15 protein-coding genes are annotated in these 16,918 nt (G+C 70.6%); 10 read left to right on the top strand and 5 right to left on the bottom strand.

Going from position 1 to position 16,918, the window contains the following annotated elements:
- The first annotated feature begins 228 nt into the window (after nucleotides 1-228).
- Nucleotides 229-606, top strand: a complete 378-nt coding sequence (locus OIE67_RS25625; RefSeq protein ID WP_326644549.1) for a hypothetical protein — start codon at nucleotides 229-231, stop codon at nucleotides 604-606.
- 139 nt (nucleotides 607-745) lie between these two features.
- Here the strand turns inward: OIE67_RS25625 and OIE67_RS25620 are convergent, their stop codons facing one another.
- The 3 genes from OIE67_RS25620 to OIE67_RS25610 form a co-directional block, all read right to left on the bottom strand.
- Complete coding sequence (locus OIE67_RS25620; RefSeq protein ID WP_326644547.1) at nucleotides 746-982, bottom strand: hypothetical protein; 237 nt, start codon at nucleotides 980-982, stop codon at nucleotides 746-748.
- Entirely contained in the window at nucleotides 979-1,221 is a 243-nt protein-coding gene (locus OIE67_RS25615; protein ID WP_326644545.1) for a hypothetical protein, read from the bottom strand. The genes OIE67_RS25620 and OIE67_RS25615 overlap by 4 nt, the downstream gene beginning before the upstream one ends.
- Nucleotides 1,222-1,313: 92 nt before the next feature.
- On the bottom strand, nucleotides 1,314-1,952 hold the full coding sequence (locus OIE67_RS25610) for an ABC transporter permease (RefSeq protein WP_326644543.1): 639 nt from the start codon (nucleotides 1,950-1,952) through the stop codon (nucleotides 1,314-1,316).
- A 225-nt stretch (nucleotides 1,953-2,177) separates the two neighbouring features.
- On the opposite strand from OIE67_RS25610, the gene OIE67_RS25605 reads away from it, so the two are divergent.
- The 3 genes from OIE67_RS25605 to OIE67_RS25595 all read left to right on the top strand — a co-directional run bounded on the left by OIE67_RS25605 (nucleotide 2,178) and on the right by OIE67_RS25595 (nucleotide 6,074).
- Nucleotides 2,178-3,179, top strand: a complete 1,002-nt coding sequence (locus tag OIE67_RS25605; protein WP_326644541.1) for an alpha/beta hydrolase — start codon at nucleotides 2,178-2,180, stop codon at nucleotides 3,177-3,179.
- A 100-nt stretch (nucleotides 3,180-3,279) separates the two neighbouring features.
- Entirely contained in the window at nucleotides 3,280-4,116 is an 837-nt protein-coding gene (locus tag OIE67_RS25600) for a siderophore-interacting protein (RefSeq protein WP_326644539.1), read from the top strand.
- A 152-nt stretch (nucleotides 4,117-4,268) separates the two neighbouring features.
- The gene (locus OIE67_RS25595; RefSeq protein ID WP_326644536.1) at nucleotides 4,269-6,074 is read left to right on the top strand and encodes a serine/threonine-protein kinase; all 1,806 of its coding nucleotides are present in this window, start codon (nucleotides 4,269-4,271) and stop codon (nucleotides 6,072-6,074) included.
- Nucleotides 6,075-6,260: 186 nt separating this feature from the next.
- Here the strand turns inward: OIE67_RS25595 and aceA are convergent, their stop codons facing one another.
- On the bottom strand, nucleotides 6,261-7,547 hold the full coding sequence (aceA, locus tag OIE67_RS25590; protein ID WP_326644534.1) for an isocitrate lyase: 1,287 nt from the start codon (nucleotides 7,545-7,547) through the stop codon (nucleotides 6,261-6,263).
- A 258-nt stretch (nucleotides 7,548-7,805) separates the two neighbouring features.
- Between aceA and OIE67_RS25585 the strand changes: the two genes are divergently transcribed.
- The 3 genes from OIE67_RS25585 (at nucleotide 7,806) to OIE67_RS25575 (ending at nucleotide 10,978) form a co-directional block, all read left to right on the top strand.
- Nucleotides 7,806-9,278, top strand: coding sequence for a helix-turn-helix domain-containing protein (locus OIE67_RS25585; RefSeq protein WP_407674879.1), 1,473 nt, complete (start codon nucleotides 7,806-7,808; stop codon nucleotides 9,276-9,278).
- Between the two features lie 180 nt (nucleotides 9,279-9,458).
- Nucleotides 9,459-10,232: a SigB/SigF/SigG family RNA polymerase sigma factor gene (locus OIE67_RS25580; RefSeq protein WP_407674862.1), complete on the top strand. Its 774-nt coding sequence runs from the start codon at nucleotides 9,459-9,461 to the stop codon at nucleotides 10,230-10,232.
- A 146-nt stretch (nucleotides 10,233-10,378) separates the two neighbouring features.
- Nucleotides 10,379-10,978, top strand: coding sequence for a DinB family protein (locus OIE67_RS25575; RefSeq protein ID WP_326644532.1), 600 nt, complete (start codon nucleotides 10,379-10,381; stop codon nucleotides 10,976-10,978).
- 450 nt (nucleotides 10,979-11,428) lie between these two features.
- On the opposite strand, the gene OIE67_RS25570 is transcribed toward OIE67_RS25575, so the two are convergent.
- Complete coding sequence (locus OIE67_RS25570; protein WP_326644530.1) at nucleotides 11,429-11,926, bottom strand: signal peptidase II; 498 nt, start codon at nucleotides 11,924-11,926, stop codon at nucleotides 11,429-11,431.
- Nucleotides 11,927-12,453: 527 nt separating this feature from the next.
- Here OIE67_RS25570 and OIE67_RS25565 point away from each other — a divergent pair.
- The 3 genes from OIE67_RS25565 (at nucleotide 12,454) to OIE67_RS25555 (ending at nucleotide 16,702) form a co-directional block, all read left to right on the top strand.
- Complete coding sequence (locus OIE67_RS25565) at nucleotides 12,454-13,551, top strand: hypothetical protein (protein ID WP_326644528.1); 1,098 nt, start codon at nucleotides 12,454-12,456, stop codon at nucleotides 13,549-13,551.
- Between the two features lie 351 nt (nucleotides 13,552-13,902).
- Nucleotides 13,903-14,460, top strand: coding sequence for a response regulator transcription factor (locus OIE67_RS25560; protein WP_326644526.1), 558 nt, complete (start codon nucleotides 13,903-13,905; stop codon nucleotides 14,458-14,460).
- 67 nt (nucleotides 14,461-14,527) lie between these two features.
- On the top strand, nucleotides 14,528-16,702 hold the full coding sequence (locus OIE67_RS25555; protein ID WP_326644524.1) for a SpoIIE family protein phosphatase: 2,175 nt from the start codon (nucleotides 14,528-14,530) through the stop codon (nucleotides 16,700-16,702).
- Nucleotides 16,703-16,918: the final 216 nt, after the last annotated feature.

The raw sequence follows: 16,918 nt of genomic DNA, 5'->3' as shown, positions 1-16,918 counted from the left end.
CCGCCGTGAGGTCAGGCTGAACCTGACCCTGGATCGCCGAACGGAGCGAGCGCAGGACACCGTGAAGGCTGGCCCGCGGGAAGATGGTAGAGAAGTTTCTTCTGATACGTCGTTGCTGAGCTTTTATGGCGCCACCAGGTGCGCTTTCCATTCGCCGCTTGCGCTTTTGCCGCCGCGACTGTAACTCTCGAATGAGGAGAACAAAGCCGCGCCGAAGGAGACATGAAAATGTCTGCGCTCGTAGCACCTCCGACTTTGTCGGTGCAGCAACCGGCAGATTCCAGCTTCCTGCTGTTTACCGTCACGTTCACCGCCAGGTACGCACCGCACGAGATAGGAAGGCAGTTCGCCAGGAGTTGCGCCTTCTTTGAAAGCGATGCTGGCGAACCCTTCGGTGGTGATGATGATCACATCACCAATACGCCGATAGAGACCTACTTCCCCTCATCCGCCGAACACACGGAGAGATTTTTCGTCGAGATCCATAAGGACCTACTGGACACGGAATCAGGAGGCGAAGAGATCTACGCAATTGTTCACTGGCGCCCCGCCAACGAAACGGTTAGTCAGACGGCCAGAACCTCCGAATTGCCCATCGCGGTCTGAGCCTGGGACCCGGTTTCGAGGGCCGTTTACACAGTAGGCGCGGGGCATGTGGCGACAAAACATGCTGACACCTTGCCCCGCCTCGTCCTGCGACATTCATGAATTGGTTCTCAGGGTATGGCCAGCGGTAGCGCTGGCATCAAGTGAGCGCGGCCTCCCAGCAGGTGGCGTCCCACTCCAGCGGGTCCGACCCCGAAACCGGGATCTTGAACGCCGACTTGAACGCCTGGACCTTCTCCGCCAGGTCGACCTCGTTCGAGTCGTAGGTGGTGCTGTGCAGGTTCGACGGCTCGTGCCTGCGCGCGAACAGCACCGCGCGCATCGTCTTCACGTGTCGGTGCGAGTCGCCGGGCTTGAGGATGGGCAGGTTCTTCACCAGGGTCTCCGTAGTCTTTGGGGATGGGCTGGATGTACACGACCGGCGTCGCGGGCGGAGACGGCGGCCGCGGCGCCACGCGGCCACTCAGCCATCCGGGCCTCCAGCCACGCGGCCGGGTCGTCGAGGTCGAACGCGACGGTGAACGCGGAGACCCGCACGCTCGGCTCGGGGGCGCGGTCGAGGACCGCGATTAGCGCGCGGCGCTGGCCGTCGGTGATGTGGATGCGGACTCGCACGGCACTCTCCAGGGCGGGGGGTGCGCCCATCGTGGCCTGTTCGAGTGCTGCAGGGGAAGCGGGGAGTGGGGGCATCGGATGCCTCTCTAGACCTACAGAAGTGTTGGTGCTATTGAGACATTCAGTTCGCTGAAGAACGTGGTAAGGACCAGCGACACGACGGCCACGCCCCGGTCGTCGAGCAGCCAGCAGACCGACAGCGCGATCAGGTAGCGCCAGCCGAAGCTGACGACGACGCCGAGCGCGAAACCGGTCAGGAAGGCCAGCCAGCGGCCGGGGCCGGCCGGGAAGTGGATGCCGAACACGAGCGCGCCGACCAGCATGGGAGGGATGCCGCGGACCAGGAACAGGTACGCGGCCCGGCCCGCGTCCTCGGCCAGCGACCAGGCCTGGAGGGGCGCGGGGCGGACCAGGTCGAGCGCGATGTCGCCGCTGCGGATGCGCTCGGGCAGGCCGAGGCCGCCGCCGAACAGCTGCATCGGGCCGATGAACGCCTGCGTGACGAAGCAGTAGGTGATGGCGTCGGTCATGTCGTAGCCGGCCAGCCCGGGGCGGGCCTGCCACAGCGCGATGAGGATGTAGGCGCGCAGGATGCCGAACACGCTGTTGGTGAACGCGCCGGCGAGCGTCGCCCAGACGTAGGTGGCGTGCTTGCGGAAGCCGTACCGGACGAGCCGGGCATAGAGCGGGATGGTTGGGCACCTCCGGGGGGTGATGGCACGGTTGCGCACCGTGCCTGGACCCGGGCACGGGTCTGTCGGGCAGGGAGCACGGAATTATCTGCGGGGTGCGTGGTGGCTCGCAACGCGAATAATCCTGGACAAATCAGACGCTGACCTGCTCAGGTCCGGTTCGCCCGCGCCCGCGGGGGCCGAAATGCGGGCGTAAGAGATTAGTTACCTACTGATGGGTAGGACGATCTTGAACGTGGGAAGAATCATCCTGGAGGGTCGAGCATGCTCATCGACAAGGACGTGATACCCGGCTACCCCTTGAGCTGGCAGGCCCGCGCGCTCACCGGCCTCATGCGCGGCACCCTCAAGCCGGCCTCCAGCCTGCTGATGCGCCACCCCATCGCCCTGGCGGGGGCGGCCCGCCTGGGCGACCTCACCCGGATGGTCAAGGTGCCCCATCCCGAGCACGTGACGATCGAGCCGGCGGCCTTCTCCGCGTGCGGCGGGGAGTGGGTGCGCGGCGGGCCGGACCTGGACGAGGGCAAGGTGGTGCTCTACTTCCACGGCGGCGGCTACTTCTCGTGCTCGCCGCGTACGCACAGGTCCATCACGTGGCGGCTGTCGGTGGCGGCCGGGCGGCCGGTGCTGGCGCTGGACTACCGGCAGGGGCCTGTGCACCGGCTGGCGGACTCGCTGTCCGACGCGCTGGACGCCTACGACTGCCTGCTGAGCCGCGGATTCGATCCCGAGGACATCGTGCTGGCCGGCGACTCCGCGGGCGGCCACCTGACCCTGGCGACCCTGCTGGCTTTGCGTGACCAGGGCTCGCCGCTGCCGGGCGCGGCCGTCTGCCTGTCGCCGTGGGCCGACCTGACCGACGTCCCGCGCCGGGTCAACCGCTGGCAGGACCCCATGCTGCCGGCCGGGCGGGTGCGCTGGCTGGCGCGCAGGTGGACCTCGGGGCTGGACCCGTGGGACCCGCTGGTCTCGCCGGTGCACGGTGACTTCACCGGCCTGCCGCCGCTCATGATCGTGACCGGCTCGACCGAGGTGCTGCGGGACGAGGGCAGGCAGGTGGCCCGGCGGGCGCGGCTGGCGGGGGTGCCGGTGCGTTACGAGGAGTGGCCGCGGATGCCGCACGTCTTCCCGATCCTGGCCGACGTGCTGCCCGAGGCGCGGCTGGCCTTCGAGCACGTGTCGCGGTTCCTGGCGGCGGTGGGGGCCTCGTCGATGTCCGCGTCGATGCCCGCGTCGATGCCTGCTGACGACTCGGCGGCGGCGTGAGACTGAATTTCGCTCGTCCGGAATGAGGTGATTGGCATACGCCGGGAAACGAGGAGAGTATAAGGTTAGGTATACCTAACTCCACCAGGGGGCTAGTTCGATGGCGAACAAGCGGACGGATCATCACCGGGGTGTGGTCCAGCGGACCGAACGCATCTCCCGCCACATGGTACGCGTCGTGGTCGGCGGCGACGGGCTGGCGGACTTCGCGACGACGGGGCTGACCGACCACTACGTCAAGCTGGTGTTCCCGTACGAGGGGGTCGACTACCCCCAGCCGTTCAGCGTGAAGACCTGCCGCGAGACGATGCCGCGCGAGCTGTGGCCGCGCCTGCGCACCTACACCGTGCGCGCCTGGGACCCCGACTCCCGCGAGCTCACCCTCGACTTCGTCGTCCACGGCGACGAGGGCCTGGCCGGGCCGTGGGCGGAGCGGGCGGCGCCCGGGGACGAAGTGCTCATGCTGGGTCCCGGCGGCGGCTACGCGCCCGACCCCGAGGCGGGCTGGCATCTGTTCGTCGGCGACGAGAGCGCGCTGCCGGCCATCGCGGCCTCGCTGGAGGCGCTGCCGGCGGACGCCACGGCGTACGTGCTGGTGGAGGTGGACGCGCCCGAGGACGAGCTGAAGCTCGGCACGGCCGCCGACGCGCACGTGACCTGGGTCTACCGGGGTGACGGGCCCGTGGGCCTGCGGCTGGTGGAGGCGGTGCGGGCGCTGGAGTTCCCCGAAGGCGAGGTGCACGCCTTCGTGCACGGCGAGGCCGGGTTCGTGAAGGAATTGCGCCGGCATCTGCGGATCGAGCGGGGGATCGGGCTGGACCGGCTGTCGATCTCCGGGTACTGGCGGACCGGGGTCGACGACGAGGCGTGGCGCGAGGTCAAGCGCGAGTGGAACCGTCAGGTCGAGGCCGAGGAGTCGGCCGCCATCGCCTCCTGATTCCCGCCGTTTCCCGTCTCTTCCCGCCGGGTGGCCGCCCTCGTTCCCGCCCGGCACGCCAGGCGCGAAGAGCCACTTCAGGCCGCTATGTCACAGCATTTACTCACCTAAAGGGAACGACCGCCTTACCTCCAATACCCCTTATGTAAGACATGCGGACAGCCTCCACGGGAGCCGCCACAGTGTGCTTTGCCGTGACCCTGATCAGGAGAGGCGAAACCCGGATGGCGCGTGGGGCGAGGGACATGCCTGCCGGAGTGCGACCGCTGACGGTGGGCGACCCGGTCATCATCGGCCGACATCTACTCCTCGGCCGCCTGGGAACCGGTGGGATGGGAGTGGTGTATCTGGCCGAACACCCTCAAGGGGGCCTGGTAGCCCTCAAGACACCGCATGCGGTGCATCTCAACGATGCCACGTTACGGGCCCGCTTCGCCGAGGAAGTGGCTTTCTCGCGGAGATTGGTCCCGTTCTGCACCGCCGCGGTCGTGGAGGACGGCACCGACAAGGACCGTCCCTACCTGGTCACCGAGTACATCCCCGGACCCGCGCTCTCCCAGGTCGTCAAGGCCAGGGGGCCGCTCCCGCCGGACCTCGCCTACGGGGTGGCGCTCGGCGTCGCGGCCGCGCTGGTGGCCGTGCACGAGGCCGGGCTCGTGCACCGGGACCTCAAACCGGGCAACGTGCTGCTGTCCACGCGGGGCCCGCGGGTCATCGACTTCGGCATCGCACGGGACGTGGACACGCTGTCCGCGCACACGCAGGCCGGGCAGGTCATGGGCAGCCCCGGCTGGGTCGCGCCCGAACGGCTGACGGGCGGGCCCGCCGTGCCCGCCTCCGACGTGTTCGCCTGGGGCTGCCTGGTGGCCTACGCCGCCGGCGGGCACCATCCGTTCGGCGGCGGGGAGACCGACGTGCTGACCCGGCGCATCCTCTTCGACCCGCCGCGCCTGGAGAACGTGCCGGCCCTGCTCAGACCCGCCGTCGAGGCTGCCCTGGCCAAGGCGCCGGGCGACCGGCCCAGGGCCGCCGACCTGCTGCGCGCGCTGCTGGCCGCCGGCGGGGTCGGGGATCCATGGGACCTGCGGCACTCGGTGGCGGGGGTGCTGGCGGAGATCTGGACGCCGGTGCCGTACCCGGCCGGGGGCGGGCTGGTACGGCCGGCCCGCTCGCCCGGCGACCCGGAGCCGCCCGAGGACGAGGACGGCCCGCTTGTGGACCGTTCCGACGGCGAGTACGCCTGGGACGACGATTCCGGCGGCGGTCCCGATGGCGCGGCCTCCGATTCCAGGAGGCGTTCTGGCGGCGTTGCCACGGGCCGAGGCGGCGGCCGGGGCGAGGGCCGCGCCGGGGGCAAGGGGCGATCCGGGGCGCGGGGGCGGGGGAGCAGGGCGAAGGCGAGGGCGCAGCTCTCGCACGCGACCTTCGCCGCCCTGGCCACGGTCTCGATCGCGGCCGTCACCGTCATCGCGGCCTCGGGCGGGGACGGCCTGAGCATGGGAGGAGGCTCGCTGCTGCCCGCCGACCCGCCCGCCGTACAGCCGCAGAGCAGCGCCGGCTCTCCTGTGCGGCCCGTGGCCACGACCAGGAATCCGCCGCCGGTACGCCTGACGACGACCGCGCCGCCGTCGTCGTCCGGCACGCCCACGGTGTTCGTCACGCGGACCCGTACGACGAGCCCGGTCTCCGTGCTCACGCCCGACCGCGAGCGCGAGCGCAGGAGGACCGTCGTCCCGACGTCGCACACGTTCGGCCCTGGCGGCCAGGGCGGGAACGACCCGGGGGAGTGCGCGAACCCGGCCGCCCGCAGGCGCGGCAACGCCGCGGCCAGGCGCGACTGCCCGCGGCCCTCCGGCTCGATCACCACGATCCCGCAGGACGGGCCGGGCGAGTCACCGGGCCCGACCCCGACCGTCACGGCCACCCCCACCCCGACGGGCGGCACCACCCTCCCCTGACGGGTCATCCGAGCCCGGCTGTCCGCCCCGTCCAGATGGTGCGGCGTTCTCCTGACAGGTCGGCCACCGCAGCCGTTCCCGTGCCGGTGCGCGTGAAAACGGGCCGCGCCGGCGCTGGGAGCCGGCGCGGCCCGGTCGCCGGGGAACCGTCCCATGCCCTGGAGGTGACCGGCGAGATCGGGGGCGCTAGTGGCCGAACTGCTCCTCCTCGGTGGAGCCGCGCAGCGCCGTGGTCGAGGAGCCGGGCGCCACGGCCGTGGAGACCAGGTCGAAGTAGCCGGTGCCGACCTCGCGCTGATGCCGGGTCGCGGTGTAGCCGCGCGCCTCGGCGGCGAACTCCGCCTCCTGCAGTTCGACGTACGCGGTCATGCCGTCGGCCGCGTACCCCTGGGCCAGGTCGAACATGCCGTAGTTGAGTGAGTGGAATCCGGCCAGCGTGATGAACTGGAACTTGTACCCCATGTGCCCCAGCTCGCGCTGGAACTTCGCGATCGTCGAGTCGTCGAGGTGCTTCTTCCAGTTGAAGGACGGCGAGCAGTTGTAGGCGAGCATCTGGTCGGGGTACTCGGCCTTGATCGCCTCGGCGAACTCACGGGCCACGTCGAGGTCGGGCGTGCCGGTCTCCATCCAGAGCAGGTCGGAGTACGGCGCGTACGCCAGGCCGCGCGCCACGCACGCCTCCAGGCCGTTCCTGACCCGGTAGAAGCCCTCCGCGGTGCGCTCGCCGGTGGTGAACGCCTGGTCGCGCGGGTCCACGTCGCTGGTCAGGAGCGTCGCGGCCTGGGCGTCGGTCCGCGCGACCACCAGCGTGGGAACTCCGGCGACGTCTGCGGCGAGGCGGGCGGCGTTCAGGGTCTTGACGTGCTGGCCGGTCGGGATCAGCACCTTGCCGCCGAGGTGGCCGCACTTCTTCTCCGAGGCCAGCTGATCCTCCCAGTGCACGCCCGCGGCGCCGGCCGCGATCATGCCCTTCATCAGCTCGAACGCGTTGAGCACGCCGCCGAAACCGGCCTCCGCGTCCGCCACGATCGGGGCCAGCCAGTGGGGGGCGTCACCGTCGCCCTCCGACCAGGTGATCTGGTCGGCGCGCAGCAGCGCGTTGTTGATCCGGCGCACGACGGCGGGCACGGAGTTGGCCGGGTAGAGACTCTGGTCGGGATAGGTGTGCCCGCCCAGGTTGGCGTCCGCGGCGACCTGCCAGCCCGACAGGTAGATCGCCTTCAGCCCGGCCCGCACCTGCTGCACCGCCTGGTTGCCGGTGAGCGCGCCGAGGGTGTTGACGTAGTCCTCGGTGTGCAGCAGGCTCCACAGCCGCTCGGCGCCCAGCCGGGCGAGCGTGTGTTCCTCCTGGACACTGCCGCGCAATCTGATCACGTCTTCGGCGCTGTAGGTGCGCTCGACGCCCTCCCACCGAGGGTCGTTGTCCCATTCGTCCTGCAGCTGCTCAGCAGCTCCCTTGAGGCGATCGATCATGGCTCACTCCTTTGTCGTCCCCTGGGGGCTCACGCCGAGTCTCTGCCCTGGCCGCCCGCGACAAATAGGGCAAACTGCAGAGAAGAACCGTCGAAATTCTCGTCTTGAGCATTACTTGTCGGTATTCAGCAGCGAAGAAATCGCATGTTTTACCGTTGGCCTAGACCAATCCCCTCTGCGGAAGCGGGGTCCTGGATCCCTCGGCCACGGAGTCCCGAAAGCCTGGAAGATGGGCCGAATTTCTGTCTAAGATTCGGTATGGCCTCCTTGCTGGGCGAAGAACCGCTGTCTTTGACGCAGGAGCTCGATCTGATCGCGTTTGGCCAGCGCCTGCGTCACCTGCGCAAACAGCGCGGGCTCACGCTGTCCGACCTCGGCGCGCGCGTCAGCAGAGCCCCCAGCCAGCTCTCCCTGCTGGAGAACGGCAAGCGCGAGCCCAAGCTCTCCCTGCTCAAGTCGCTGGCCACCGCGCTCGGCGTCCCCGTCGAGGAGCTGCTGCGCCGCCAGCCGCCCAACCGCCGCGCCCAGCTGGAGATCGCGCTGGAGGAGGCCCAGCGCGACCCCGTCTACGCCGGGCTCGGCCTGCCCCGGCTGAAGGTGTCCGCGCGCGTGCCCAACGACGTGCTCGAACACCTCCTCGGCCTGTACGGCGAGCTGCGCGCCCGCCAGGCCCGCGGCACCGCCACGCCCGAGGAGGCCAGGGTCGCCAACGCCGAGCTGCGGCGCCGGCAGCGGGAGGTGGGCAACTACTTCCCCGAGATCGAGAAGGCCGCCGCCGAGGCGCTCGAAGCGGTCGGATACCGTACGGGGGCGCTGTCCCAGAGCATGATCCAGAGCCTGGTCACGCACTTCGGCTACACCGTGCACACCGCCCAGGACCTGCCCCGTTCGGTGCGTTCCATCACCGACATGCGCAACCGCCGCATCTACGTCAAACACGAGCAGCTGGGCATGCACACCCCGCGCACGATCCTGCTCCAGACGCTCGGGCACCTCGCGCTCGGGCACGACAAACCCCGCGACTTCGCCGACTTCCTGCGCCAGCGCACCGAGGCCAACTACTTCGCCGCCGCCGTCCTCGTCCCCGAGAAGGCCGCCGCGCTCTACCTCCAGGAGGCCAAGGCCGACCGGGCGCTGTCGGTGGAGGACCTGAGGGACGTGTTCGCGGTGTCGTACGAGATGGCCGCCCATCGCTTCACCAACCTCGCCACCCACCATCTCGGCCTGGTCTGCCACTTCGTCCGCAACGACGCGGGGGGCACGATCTACAAGGCGTACGAGAACGACGGCATCGTCTTCCCGGCCGACGAGCAGGGGGCCATCGAGGGGCAGCGGATGTGCCTGCAGTGGTCGGGGCGGCAGGTGTTCGCCTCGCCGGACCGCTTCTCGGTGTTCTACCAGTACTCCGACTCGCCCACCGGGACGTACTTCTGCGTGGCCCACGTCGATCCGTCGCGCGAACGGGACTTCGCGATCACGCTCGGGGTGCCGTACAAGGAGTCGCGCTGGTTCCGGGGCCGCGAGACCACCAACCGCACCAAGTCGAGCTGCCCGAGCGGCGAGTGCTGCCGCCGCCCGCCCGCCGACCTGGCCGAACGCTGGGAGGGCTACGCCTGGCCGTCGGCCAGGGCCAACTCCCACGTGCTCGCCGCGCTGCCGCCCGGGTCGTTCCCCGGTGTGGACGAGGCCGACGTCTACACCTTCCTGGAACGGCACGCCACCGCCGGCTGAACGAGTGGCCCATTGCGGCCGTAATGCATTTGTTATCCAAATTGGGGGTTTAGGCCGCCGTCTGCGGGCATTCTTGATCGCAGAAGTCCAGCAGAGGGCTTCCCTCACGCGTCACCGAAGCGTGCCTCTGCCTGGGCTTTTTGTCATGGGCGGAGCCGCTGGCACCTGTTGGAGCAGCACATGTCCGTCATGACCGTCGCATTCGAGCAGCTCACCGCCGAAGACCTGCTCGCCGAACTGGCCGACCCGAGCATCTCCGACCAGCACGCCGACCGCATCCGCGAACGCCTCGTCCAGATGCACGAAGGACTCGTCTCCGAGGTCACCCGCCGCTACCGCTACCGCGGCGAACCCATGGAAGACCTGCGCCAAGCCGCCTACGTCGGACTCATGAAAGCCGTCAACGGCTACGACCCCGACCTCGGCCACGAATTCCGCGGCTACGCCATGATCACCATGATGGGCGAAGTCAAACGCCACTTCCGCGACCGCACCTGGGCCATCCGCGTCCCCCGCGTCTACCAGGAACGCCGCATCGAGCTCAACAAGGCCACCGCCGAACTCACCCAGACCCTCGGCCACGCCCCCACCGTCGCCGAACTCGCCGCCAAACTCCGCATCTCCGAAGAGGACGTCCTGCTCGCCCTGGAGGCCTCCACCGCCTACAGCACCCTGTCCCTGGACGCCCCCGTCAACAACGGCGAAGACGACGCCGCCGAACTCAGCGACTTCCTGCCCGCCCAGGACGACTCCCTCAACCACCTCCTCGACAAGCACGCCGTCAAACCCCTCATCGACGCCCTGCCGGCCCGGGAGAAGAACATCCTGCTGATGCGCTTCTACGGCAACATGACCCAGAGCGAGATCGCCCAGGAGTTCGGCATCTCCCAGATGCACGTCTCCCGCATCCTGCGCGCCGTCCTCACCCAGCTCCGCACCGCCCTCACCGACTGACGACGGGACCTTCTTCCCGCGGACGGACGGGGCCGGGGGCCGCGAACAGGGTTCGCGGCCCCCGGCTTGGCGGACGGCACGGATACGCGCGGCCGGCCTCGGCGGACGGCATGCTTCTGTCGGGGCCAGGTGCGAGGATGCGGGGCATGACTGACTGGGACCCGAAAACGGACCTGCGCCACTACCTGCAGACCGTGCGCGAGGCACTGTTGTGGAAGCTGGACGGCCTGTCGGAATACGACGTCCGCCGGCCGTTGACACCTACCGGCACCAACCTGCTGGGGCTGGTCAAACACCTGGCCGGGGTGGAGGCGGGCTACTTCGGCGACATCTTCGGCAGGCCGTTCGCCGAGCCGATGCCGTGGATGGAGGACGACGCCGAGCCCAACGAGGACCTGTGGGCGACCCCTGAGGAGTCGCGCGAGGACATCATCGGGCTCTACCACCGGGTGTGGGCGCACGCCGACGCGACGTTCGACGCGCTGCCGCTCGACCACGTGGGCGAGGTGCCGTGGTGGCCGGAGGAGCGGCGGCGGGTGACGCTGCACCGGATCCTGGTCCACGTGATCGCCGAGACCAACCGGCACGCCGGCCACGCGGACATCGTGCGGGAGCTCATCGACGGCTCGGCGGGGCTGCGGCAGGGCGTCGACAACCTGCCGCGGGTCGGCGAGGAGTGGTGGGCGGAGCATCACGACCGGGTCGAACGCGCGGCCCGGGAGGCCGGCCAGGCACCGGCTCGGTAGCCGCTGCTCGGCCTCCTTCATTGATCTTTGATCGGCGGGCAGTCCGCGGCGTAATCCCGTACCTCTCCTACGACGACGCGGCGGTCTCCTTCGGCTGATCGTGACCGGGACGAGGCTGCCCAAGCCGGTGTCCCTTCCGTGGGCACGGACGTCTCCCGGCGGTGTCCCTCCGTAGGCAGCACGGACGTCTCCCGGCGGTGTGCCTCCCCGGTGGGCACGGGGTTGGCCCCGTGGCCGGTCAAGGTGGGCTCGCGTTACGGCGCTCAGCCGGTGAAGGGTCAGAGGCCGTTTCCTGGAGGGCCGTCAGCCGGAGTGCGGTGGGTGGGGAGCCACGGCGCCGCCGTAATGGATGGGGCTGGAAGCCGCAGAAGAGCTCATGCCGCACCGCCTCCTGTGTCGCCACGTGCGGCGCGGGGCCGAGATGGTGCGGAGGCCGGGATTGTGCGAAGGCTAGGAGGGGGCGGGCTCTTCAACTTGTGGTGTGCCGTCGAGGGGGATGCCGCGCACGCTGAGCAGCATGAGCAGGGCGCAGCCGCCGGTGAGGGCGACGTCGGCGACGTTGCCCACGAACAGCCCGCCGTAGTCGATGAAGTCGACGACGTGGCCGTGGGCGAAGCCGGGCGGGCGGAAGAGCCGGTCGAGCAGGTGGGAGGTGGCGCCGCCCAGCAGCGCGCCCAGCACGACGGTCCACGCGGACGAGCGCAGCCGCCTGCCCACGTACAGGATGCCGATCACCGCGGCGGCGGCCGCGAGGGTGAACACCCACGTCACGCCCTCGCCGATGGAGAACGCCGCCCCAGGGTTGAGCAGCAGACGTAGCTGGATCACCTGGGGGACGACCGTGACGCGTTCACCGTCCGCGAGCGCCGAGACCGCCCAGAACTTGGAGGACTGGTCGACGGCGAGCACCACGGCGGCGAGGACGAGCATCCACCCGTACCGCCGCATCCCGCGTCCTGTCGCCTGTGCAGTGTGTTCGTCCGGCACCCGTTACCTCGCCATCACGTCCGTGTGCGTACGAATCTACCGAAAGCATGCCGCCGTCACGCCGGATGCCGTCCCGCATTTCCCTAGCCGGGTCATGACGTGTCCGGCGGGAAGCGGGGCTGTGTCCGCGGTCCGGAGACGTGCTGTGATCAAGGGGTAGGTACCGAGCCGGCAGCAGCCGGACGACGGCGGGAGCCACAGGCCGGTGTCCCCAAAATGGCAATGTCCGGCCCAGGAGTAGGACATGCCCCGCGCGTCGCTGCTGACGGCTTTGCCCGGGTATGCCATCGTGGCTGCTTCCAGCAGCGCCCCCGAGGGTCCGCCGTCGGGCCGTCCACCGGCCTCCGGCGCTTCGCACATCACGCTCACGACCAGGTCGCGGCCCCAGTGCCGCACCCTGGCCGCAGGCATGCACGGGCGCGGGAACCCACACACCCACCACGGGGCGCGCCCGCGCCCGACCATGAGGAAGGCTGGCCAGCGCAAGCATGACCGGCAGGCGACCAACCCCGACCAGCACCACCAGACGCGACCGCGGCAAGCGGCGCGCGGCGCGCCTGAGCGGTGCGCAGATCACCGGCGGCGGCCTGGCCGCGCTCACCGCCGCGGTCACGGCCTCGTACCTCGGGGTGACCGGCACGGTGATCGGCGCGGCCGTGATGAGCGTGGCCACCACGGTGGGGACCGAGTTCTACGCCCATCTCCTGCGCCGCACCGGCCACAGGGTCAAGCAACACACCGTGCCCAGCCGCCGAACCCGCCCAGCCCGGCACGACACTCCGGCCGGTGGTGACGCTCCGGCTCAGGCAGGCGATGACCCGGCGGGTCACGAGGCCCGGGCAGACGAAGATCCGGTATGCGATGCTCCAGCGGGCGGCGGCCTCATCGGCGGCGGGCCTGTGGGTGAGGGGCAGGCGGATGGGACGTCGGTGGTAGGGCCGGCGGCCGGGGGCGGTGGATGGTCGCACGGGTTGCGGGGGCGGCTGGGTTGGCTGCGGGTCGGGGCGGTGCTCGCGCTCGTGTTCACGGTCAGCTTCGGTGGCGTCCTCATCTACCAGGCGTTCAGCGGGCAGATGGCGGCTGATCAAGGGGACGGCACGAGCGCGAAGAAGGCGGGCACGGGCAAGCGTCACGGTCCTGACCGGGAGCGGCGCGCAGCCCGCAGGCCGCAGCCGTACCTCCCGATGCAGTCTGGGCCGCCCGCCACACCGTCACCCACCGGCCCGTCCGGGTCGCCCGCTGCGGTCACCGCTTCACCCACCGGCCCAGCCATCGGTACGACGACCGGGCCGGACGGTGGCACGGCCGACGGCGCAGGCGGCGACCTGGAAGAGGGCACGGGCATCGTTGGAGACGGCGGCACAGGCGGCGCGGTGAACGGCACCGCCGCGCCGCCGGACGGCTCGGCGTCTGGAGCGTCCGCGCCACCGCCCGGCTCATCCACTGCCGCCCCGCTCGAAGCACCGGAGGCCGCACTGCCGGACACCATGCCCTCCGCCTCGACCGCCCCCGGACGACCCCACACCGGGAACTCACCGGCCCCCACCCGGCCTTCGGGCGAGGACACGGGAAACCGCCACCGGTGACTGAGGGCCCGGAAAGCCGTGGTCGCCCTATGCGAACGGGGGAGCCGCCCGGATGGTACTGCCGTCGCGTGGCGAGCACGGGAGCCGTCCGGATGGTCCCGGTTGCCGCGTGGTGGGCGGGGAGAGCCCGTCCGGTCCTGGCCACCGCATGGCGAGCGGAGGGTCCGTCCGGGGATCTGGCCGGCGCGTGGCGAGCGGGGAGAGGTCAGGGGTGTCGTTCGATGAAGGGGGCGAGCAGGCCGGGGAGTGCGATCTCGGCCAGGGGCAGGCCCTCGTTCACCGAGACGTCGCGGACCCGGTAGACGCCGTCGCCCGCCGCCGTGGTGGCTCCCAGGGTGAGCAGGCCGGTGCGTGGAGTCCGCCGCCGGCATCACCGTCGTGGGCGAGGCGGGCTCGGGGGAGGAGGCGGTCGCCAGGGCGCCGGTGCTGCGGCCCGACGTCGTCCTGCTCGACCTGCGCATGGGCGGCGTGGACGGCGTCGCCGCCACCGGGCACATCCTGCGCGAGCTGCCGGACGCCAAGGTCGTCATCGTGACCACGTACGAGGACGACACCGACATCCTGCGCGCCGTGGAGGCGGGCGCGGCCGGCTACCTGCTCAAGGGCAGCTCACGGCAGGAGCTGATCGACGCGGTCCGCGCCGCCGCGCGCGGGGAGACCGTGCTCACCCCCTCCCTGGCCGGCAAGCTCTTCCGCGCGCGGACGCCCGAGCCGGCCGCGCTGTCCGAGCGTGAGTGCGCGGTGCTGCGGCTGGTCGGCCAGGGGCTGACGAACGCCGAGATCGGCGGCCGGCTGTTCATCAGCGAGGCGACGGTCAAGACGTACCTGCTGCGTTCGTTCAAGAAGCTCGGCGTCTCCGACCGCACCGCCGCCGTCATGACCGCCGTCGAGCGCGGTCTGCTGTCCTGATCCGAGTGTTTCCGCCGCGTCGCGGGGGATGAGGATCACGGGGGGCTGTGGCCAGGGGGAGGTCACGATGGGTGGTGGTCTCGGTGCCGGCGCCGGCTGCGGCGACGGGCCGGCCTTCGAGATGCTGGATCCGGCGCCGGTGGGCGTGGCGGTGACGCGCGGCCCCGAGCACCGGCTGATCTACTTGAACCGCATGTGCCGGTCCCAGCTGGGCGATCCCGAGCTGGGCAGCCCGTTCCCGTGCGCCTTCACGTCGCTGACGCGGGAGCGTTTCTGGCGGCTGTGCGACCAGGTGTTCAGGACCGGCGAGTCCGTCGTGCTCACCGCCGTCCCCTTGAAAACGGAAGCGCCGCCCGACCAGGTCCCGAGCCAGGAGCAGAACGCGAGCCAGAGTCAGGACCAGGGCCCGAGTCAGGATCAGTGCCAGAACCCGACCCAAGATCAGGATCAGGATCAGGGTCAGGATCAGGGCTCGACTCGGGATCAGGAGCGGTTCTTCACCTGCAGCCTGTCGCGGATCTCGTTCGGGCCCGGCGATCACGGCGTGCTGGTGATGGCCATGGAGGTCACCGAGCAGATCTCCGCCGCCCGGCAGGTCCAGGCCATCGCCGACGAACGCCGCCGCATCCTGCGCCGCTATCAGAGCCTGATCCAGGTCAGCGCGCAGATCATCTGGGTGACGGGGCCCGGAGGCGACCCGATCGAGCCGAGCCCCAGCTGGGAGCGGGTGACCGGGCAGCCGTGGGAGGAGTTCGGCGGCAACGGCTGGCTGCGGATGGTGCACCCCGACGACCAGGCCGAGGTCCTGCGTACGTGGCAGGACGCCCTCGACAGCAGGGCGCAGTCGTACGACAACGTCTGCCGGCTGCGTGTCGCCGACGGCGGCTACCGGCACTTCCGGGTGCGGGCCGTGCCCGTCTACGAGCACGGCCGGCTGGTGGAGTGGGTCGGGAGCTGCAGTGACGTCGAGCGGCAATGGCAGGAACGACGCTCCCAGGACCTGCTCGACCGGGCCGCCGCGGCCATGGGGGAGCTGTCGAGCCTGCCCGACATGCTGCGCGCCCTGGCCGAGGTGATCGTGCCGGAACTGGCCGACGGGTGCGGCATTCACCTGATCACCGACATGTCCGGCGCCGATCGCGGGGGGCCGCTGCTGGTCGAGCGGGTCGCGGCCGCCGTACGCCCCGGCCTGCCCATGATGACCCCGTACGGGCAGGAGCAGGTGCGGCCCGAGAACACGCTCGTGCAGGCCGTCCGGCAGCGGCGCCCGTTGCTGGCGACGTTCGCGCCGGGCAACCCGCCGCCGGACCTCGCCCCCTCGGGAGCGCAGCGGTGGGTGGCGGAGAACGACGTCAACGGCATGCTCATCCTGCCCGTCGTCGTCGACGGCGCGGTCCCGGCGGTGGTCACGACGCTGACCTGCGGGAACCGTCCGCCGCTCGATCAGGCCGACATCGCGCTGCTCACCCAGATGTTCGACCACGCACACGACGCCCTGAGCAACGCCATCCGCTTCCAGCGGGCCCAGCAGATCGCGCTGGCCCTGCAGCACAGCCTGCTCGCCGAACCGCCCCTCCTTCCCGGCCTGCGCATCGCCGCCCGCTACCGGGCCAGCCCGGCCGCCGCCGAGGTGGGCGGCGACTGGTACGACTCCTTCGTCCTGCCCGACGGCGCCCCCGTCATCGCCATCGGCGACGTCGCCGGCCACGACCTCGCCGCCGCCGTCGAGATGAGCCAGCTCCGCAACATGCTGCGCGCGCTGGCGATGGACCGCCGCGAGCCGCCGGGCGAGATCCTCACCCGGCTCAACAAGGTGATGTCGGCCCTGTCCGGCGAGGTCACGGCCACCTGCGTGCTCGCCCGCGTCGAGGAGACCGAAGGTGATCACCGGCTCCACTACGCCGTCGCCGGTCATCCGCCGCCCCTGCTCGTCACGTACGACGGAACAGCGCGTTTCCTCGACGACCCGACCGGCTCACTGCTCGGCATCGGCGACGTGTTCGACTGCCCCTCGTCAACGGTGCCGCTGCCGCCGGGCAGCACCCTGCTCCTCTACACCGACGGCCTGATCGAACGGATGGGCGAACACCTGGACCTGGGGCTGGAACGGCTGCGCGAGCTGGCGCAGACACTCGCCCGCGAACCCGTGGACGCCTTCTGCGACCGCTTGCTCAGCGGACTCCCGACGACCGGCCTCGACGACATCGCCGTCCTCGCCCTACGCCGACCAGGACCCGACTGACCCCCGATCGCCCGCGAGACTGACCCGGACCTTCCCACAGGCAGACGCCGAACCGCCCGAACGACTCATGCGGCACCTTCCCGGGCGTGGACGCTGGACCGTTCGACATCTCAGGCGGGACTCTTCCCGAGTGCTGACGCTGGACCGTTTGGACGTCTCGGGCGGGGCCTTCCCGGGCGCGGACGTCGGGCCGATCGGACGACTCAGGCGGGATCT

Origin of the sequence: Nonomuraea fuscirosea (assembly GCF_035917475.1) — a bacterium.
Lineage (GTDB): Bacteria > Actinomycetota > Actinomycetes > Streptosporangiales > Streptosporangiaceae > Nonomuraea > Nonomuraea fuscirosea.
The sequence above is the reverse complement of the archived record's forward strand: the minus strand, read 5'-3'. Positions and strand labels throughout refer to the sequence as shown.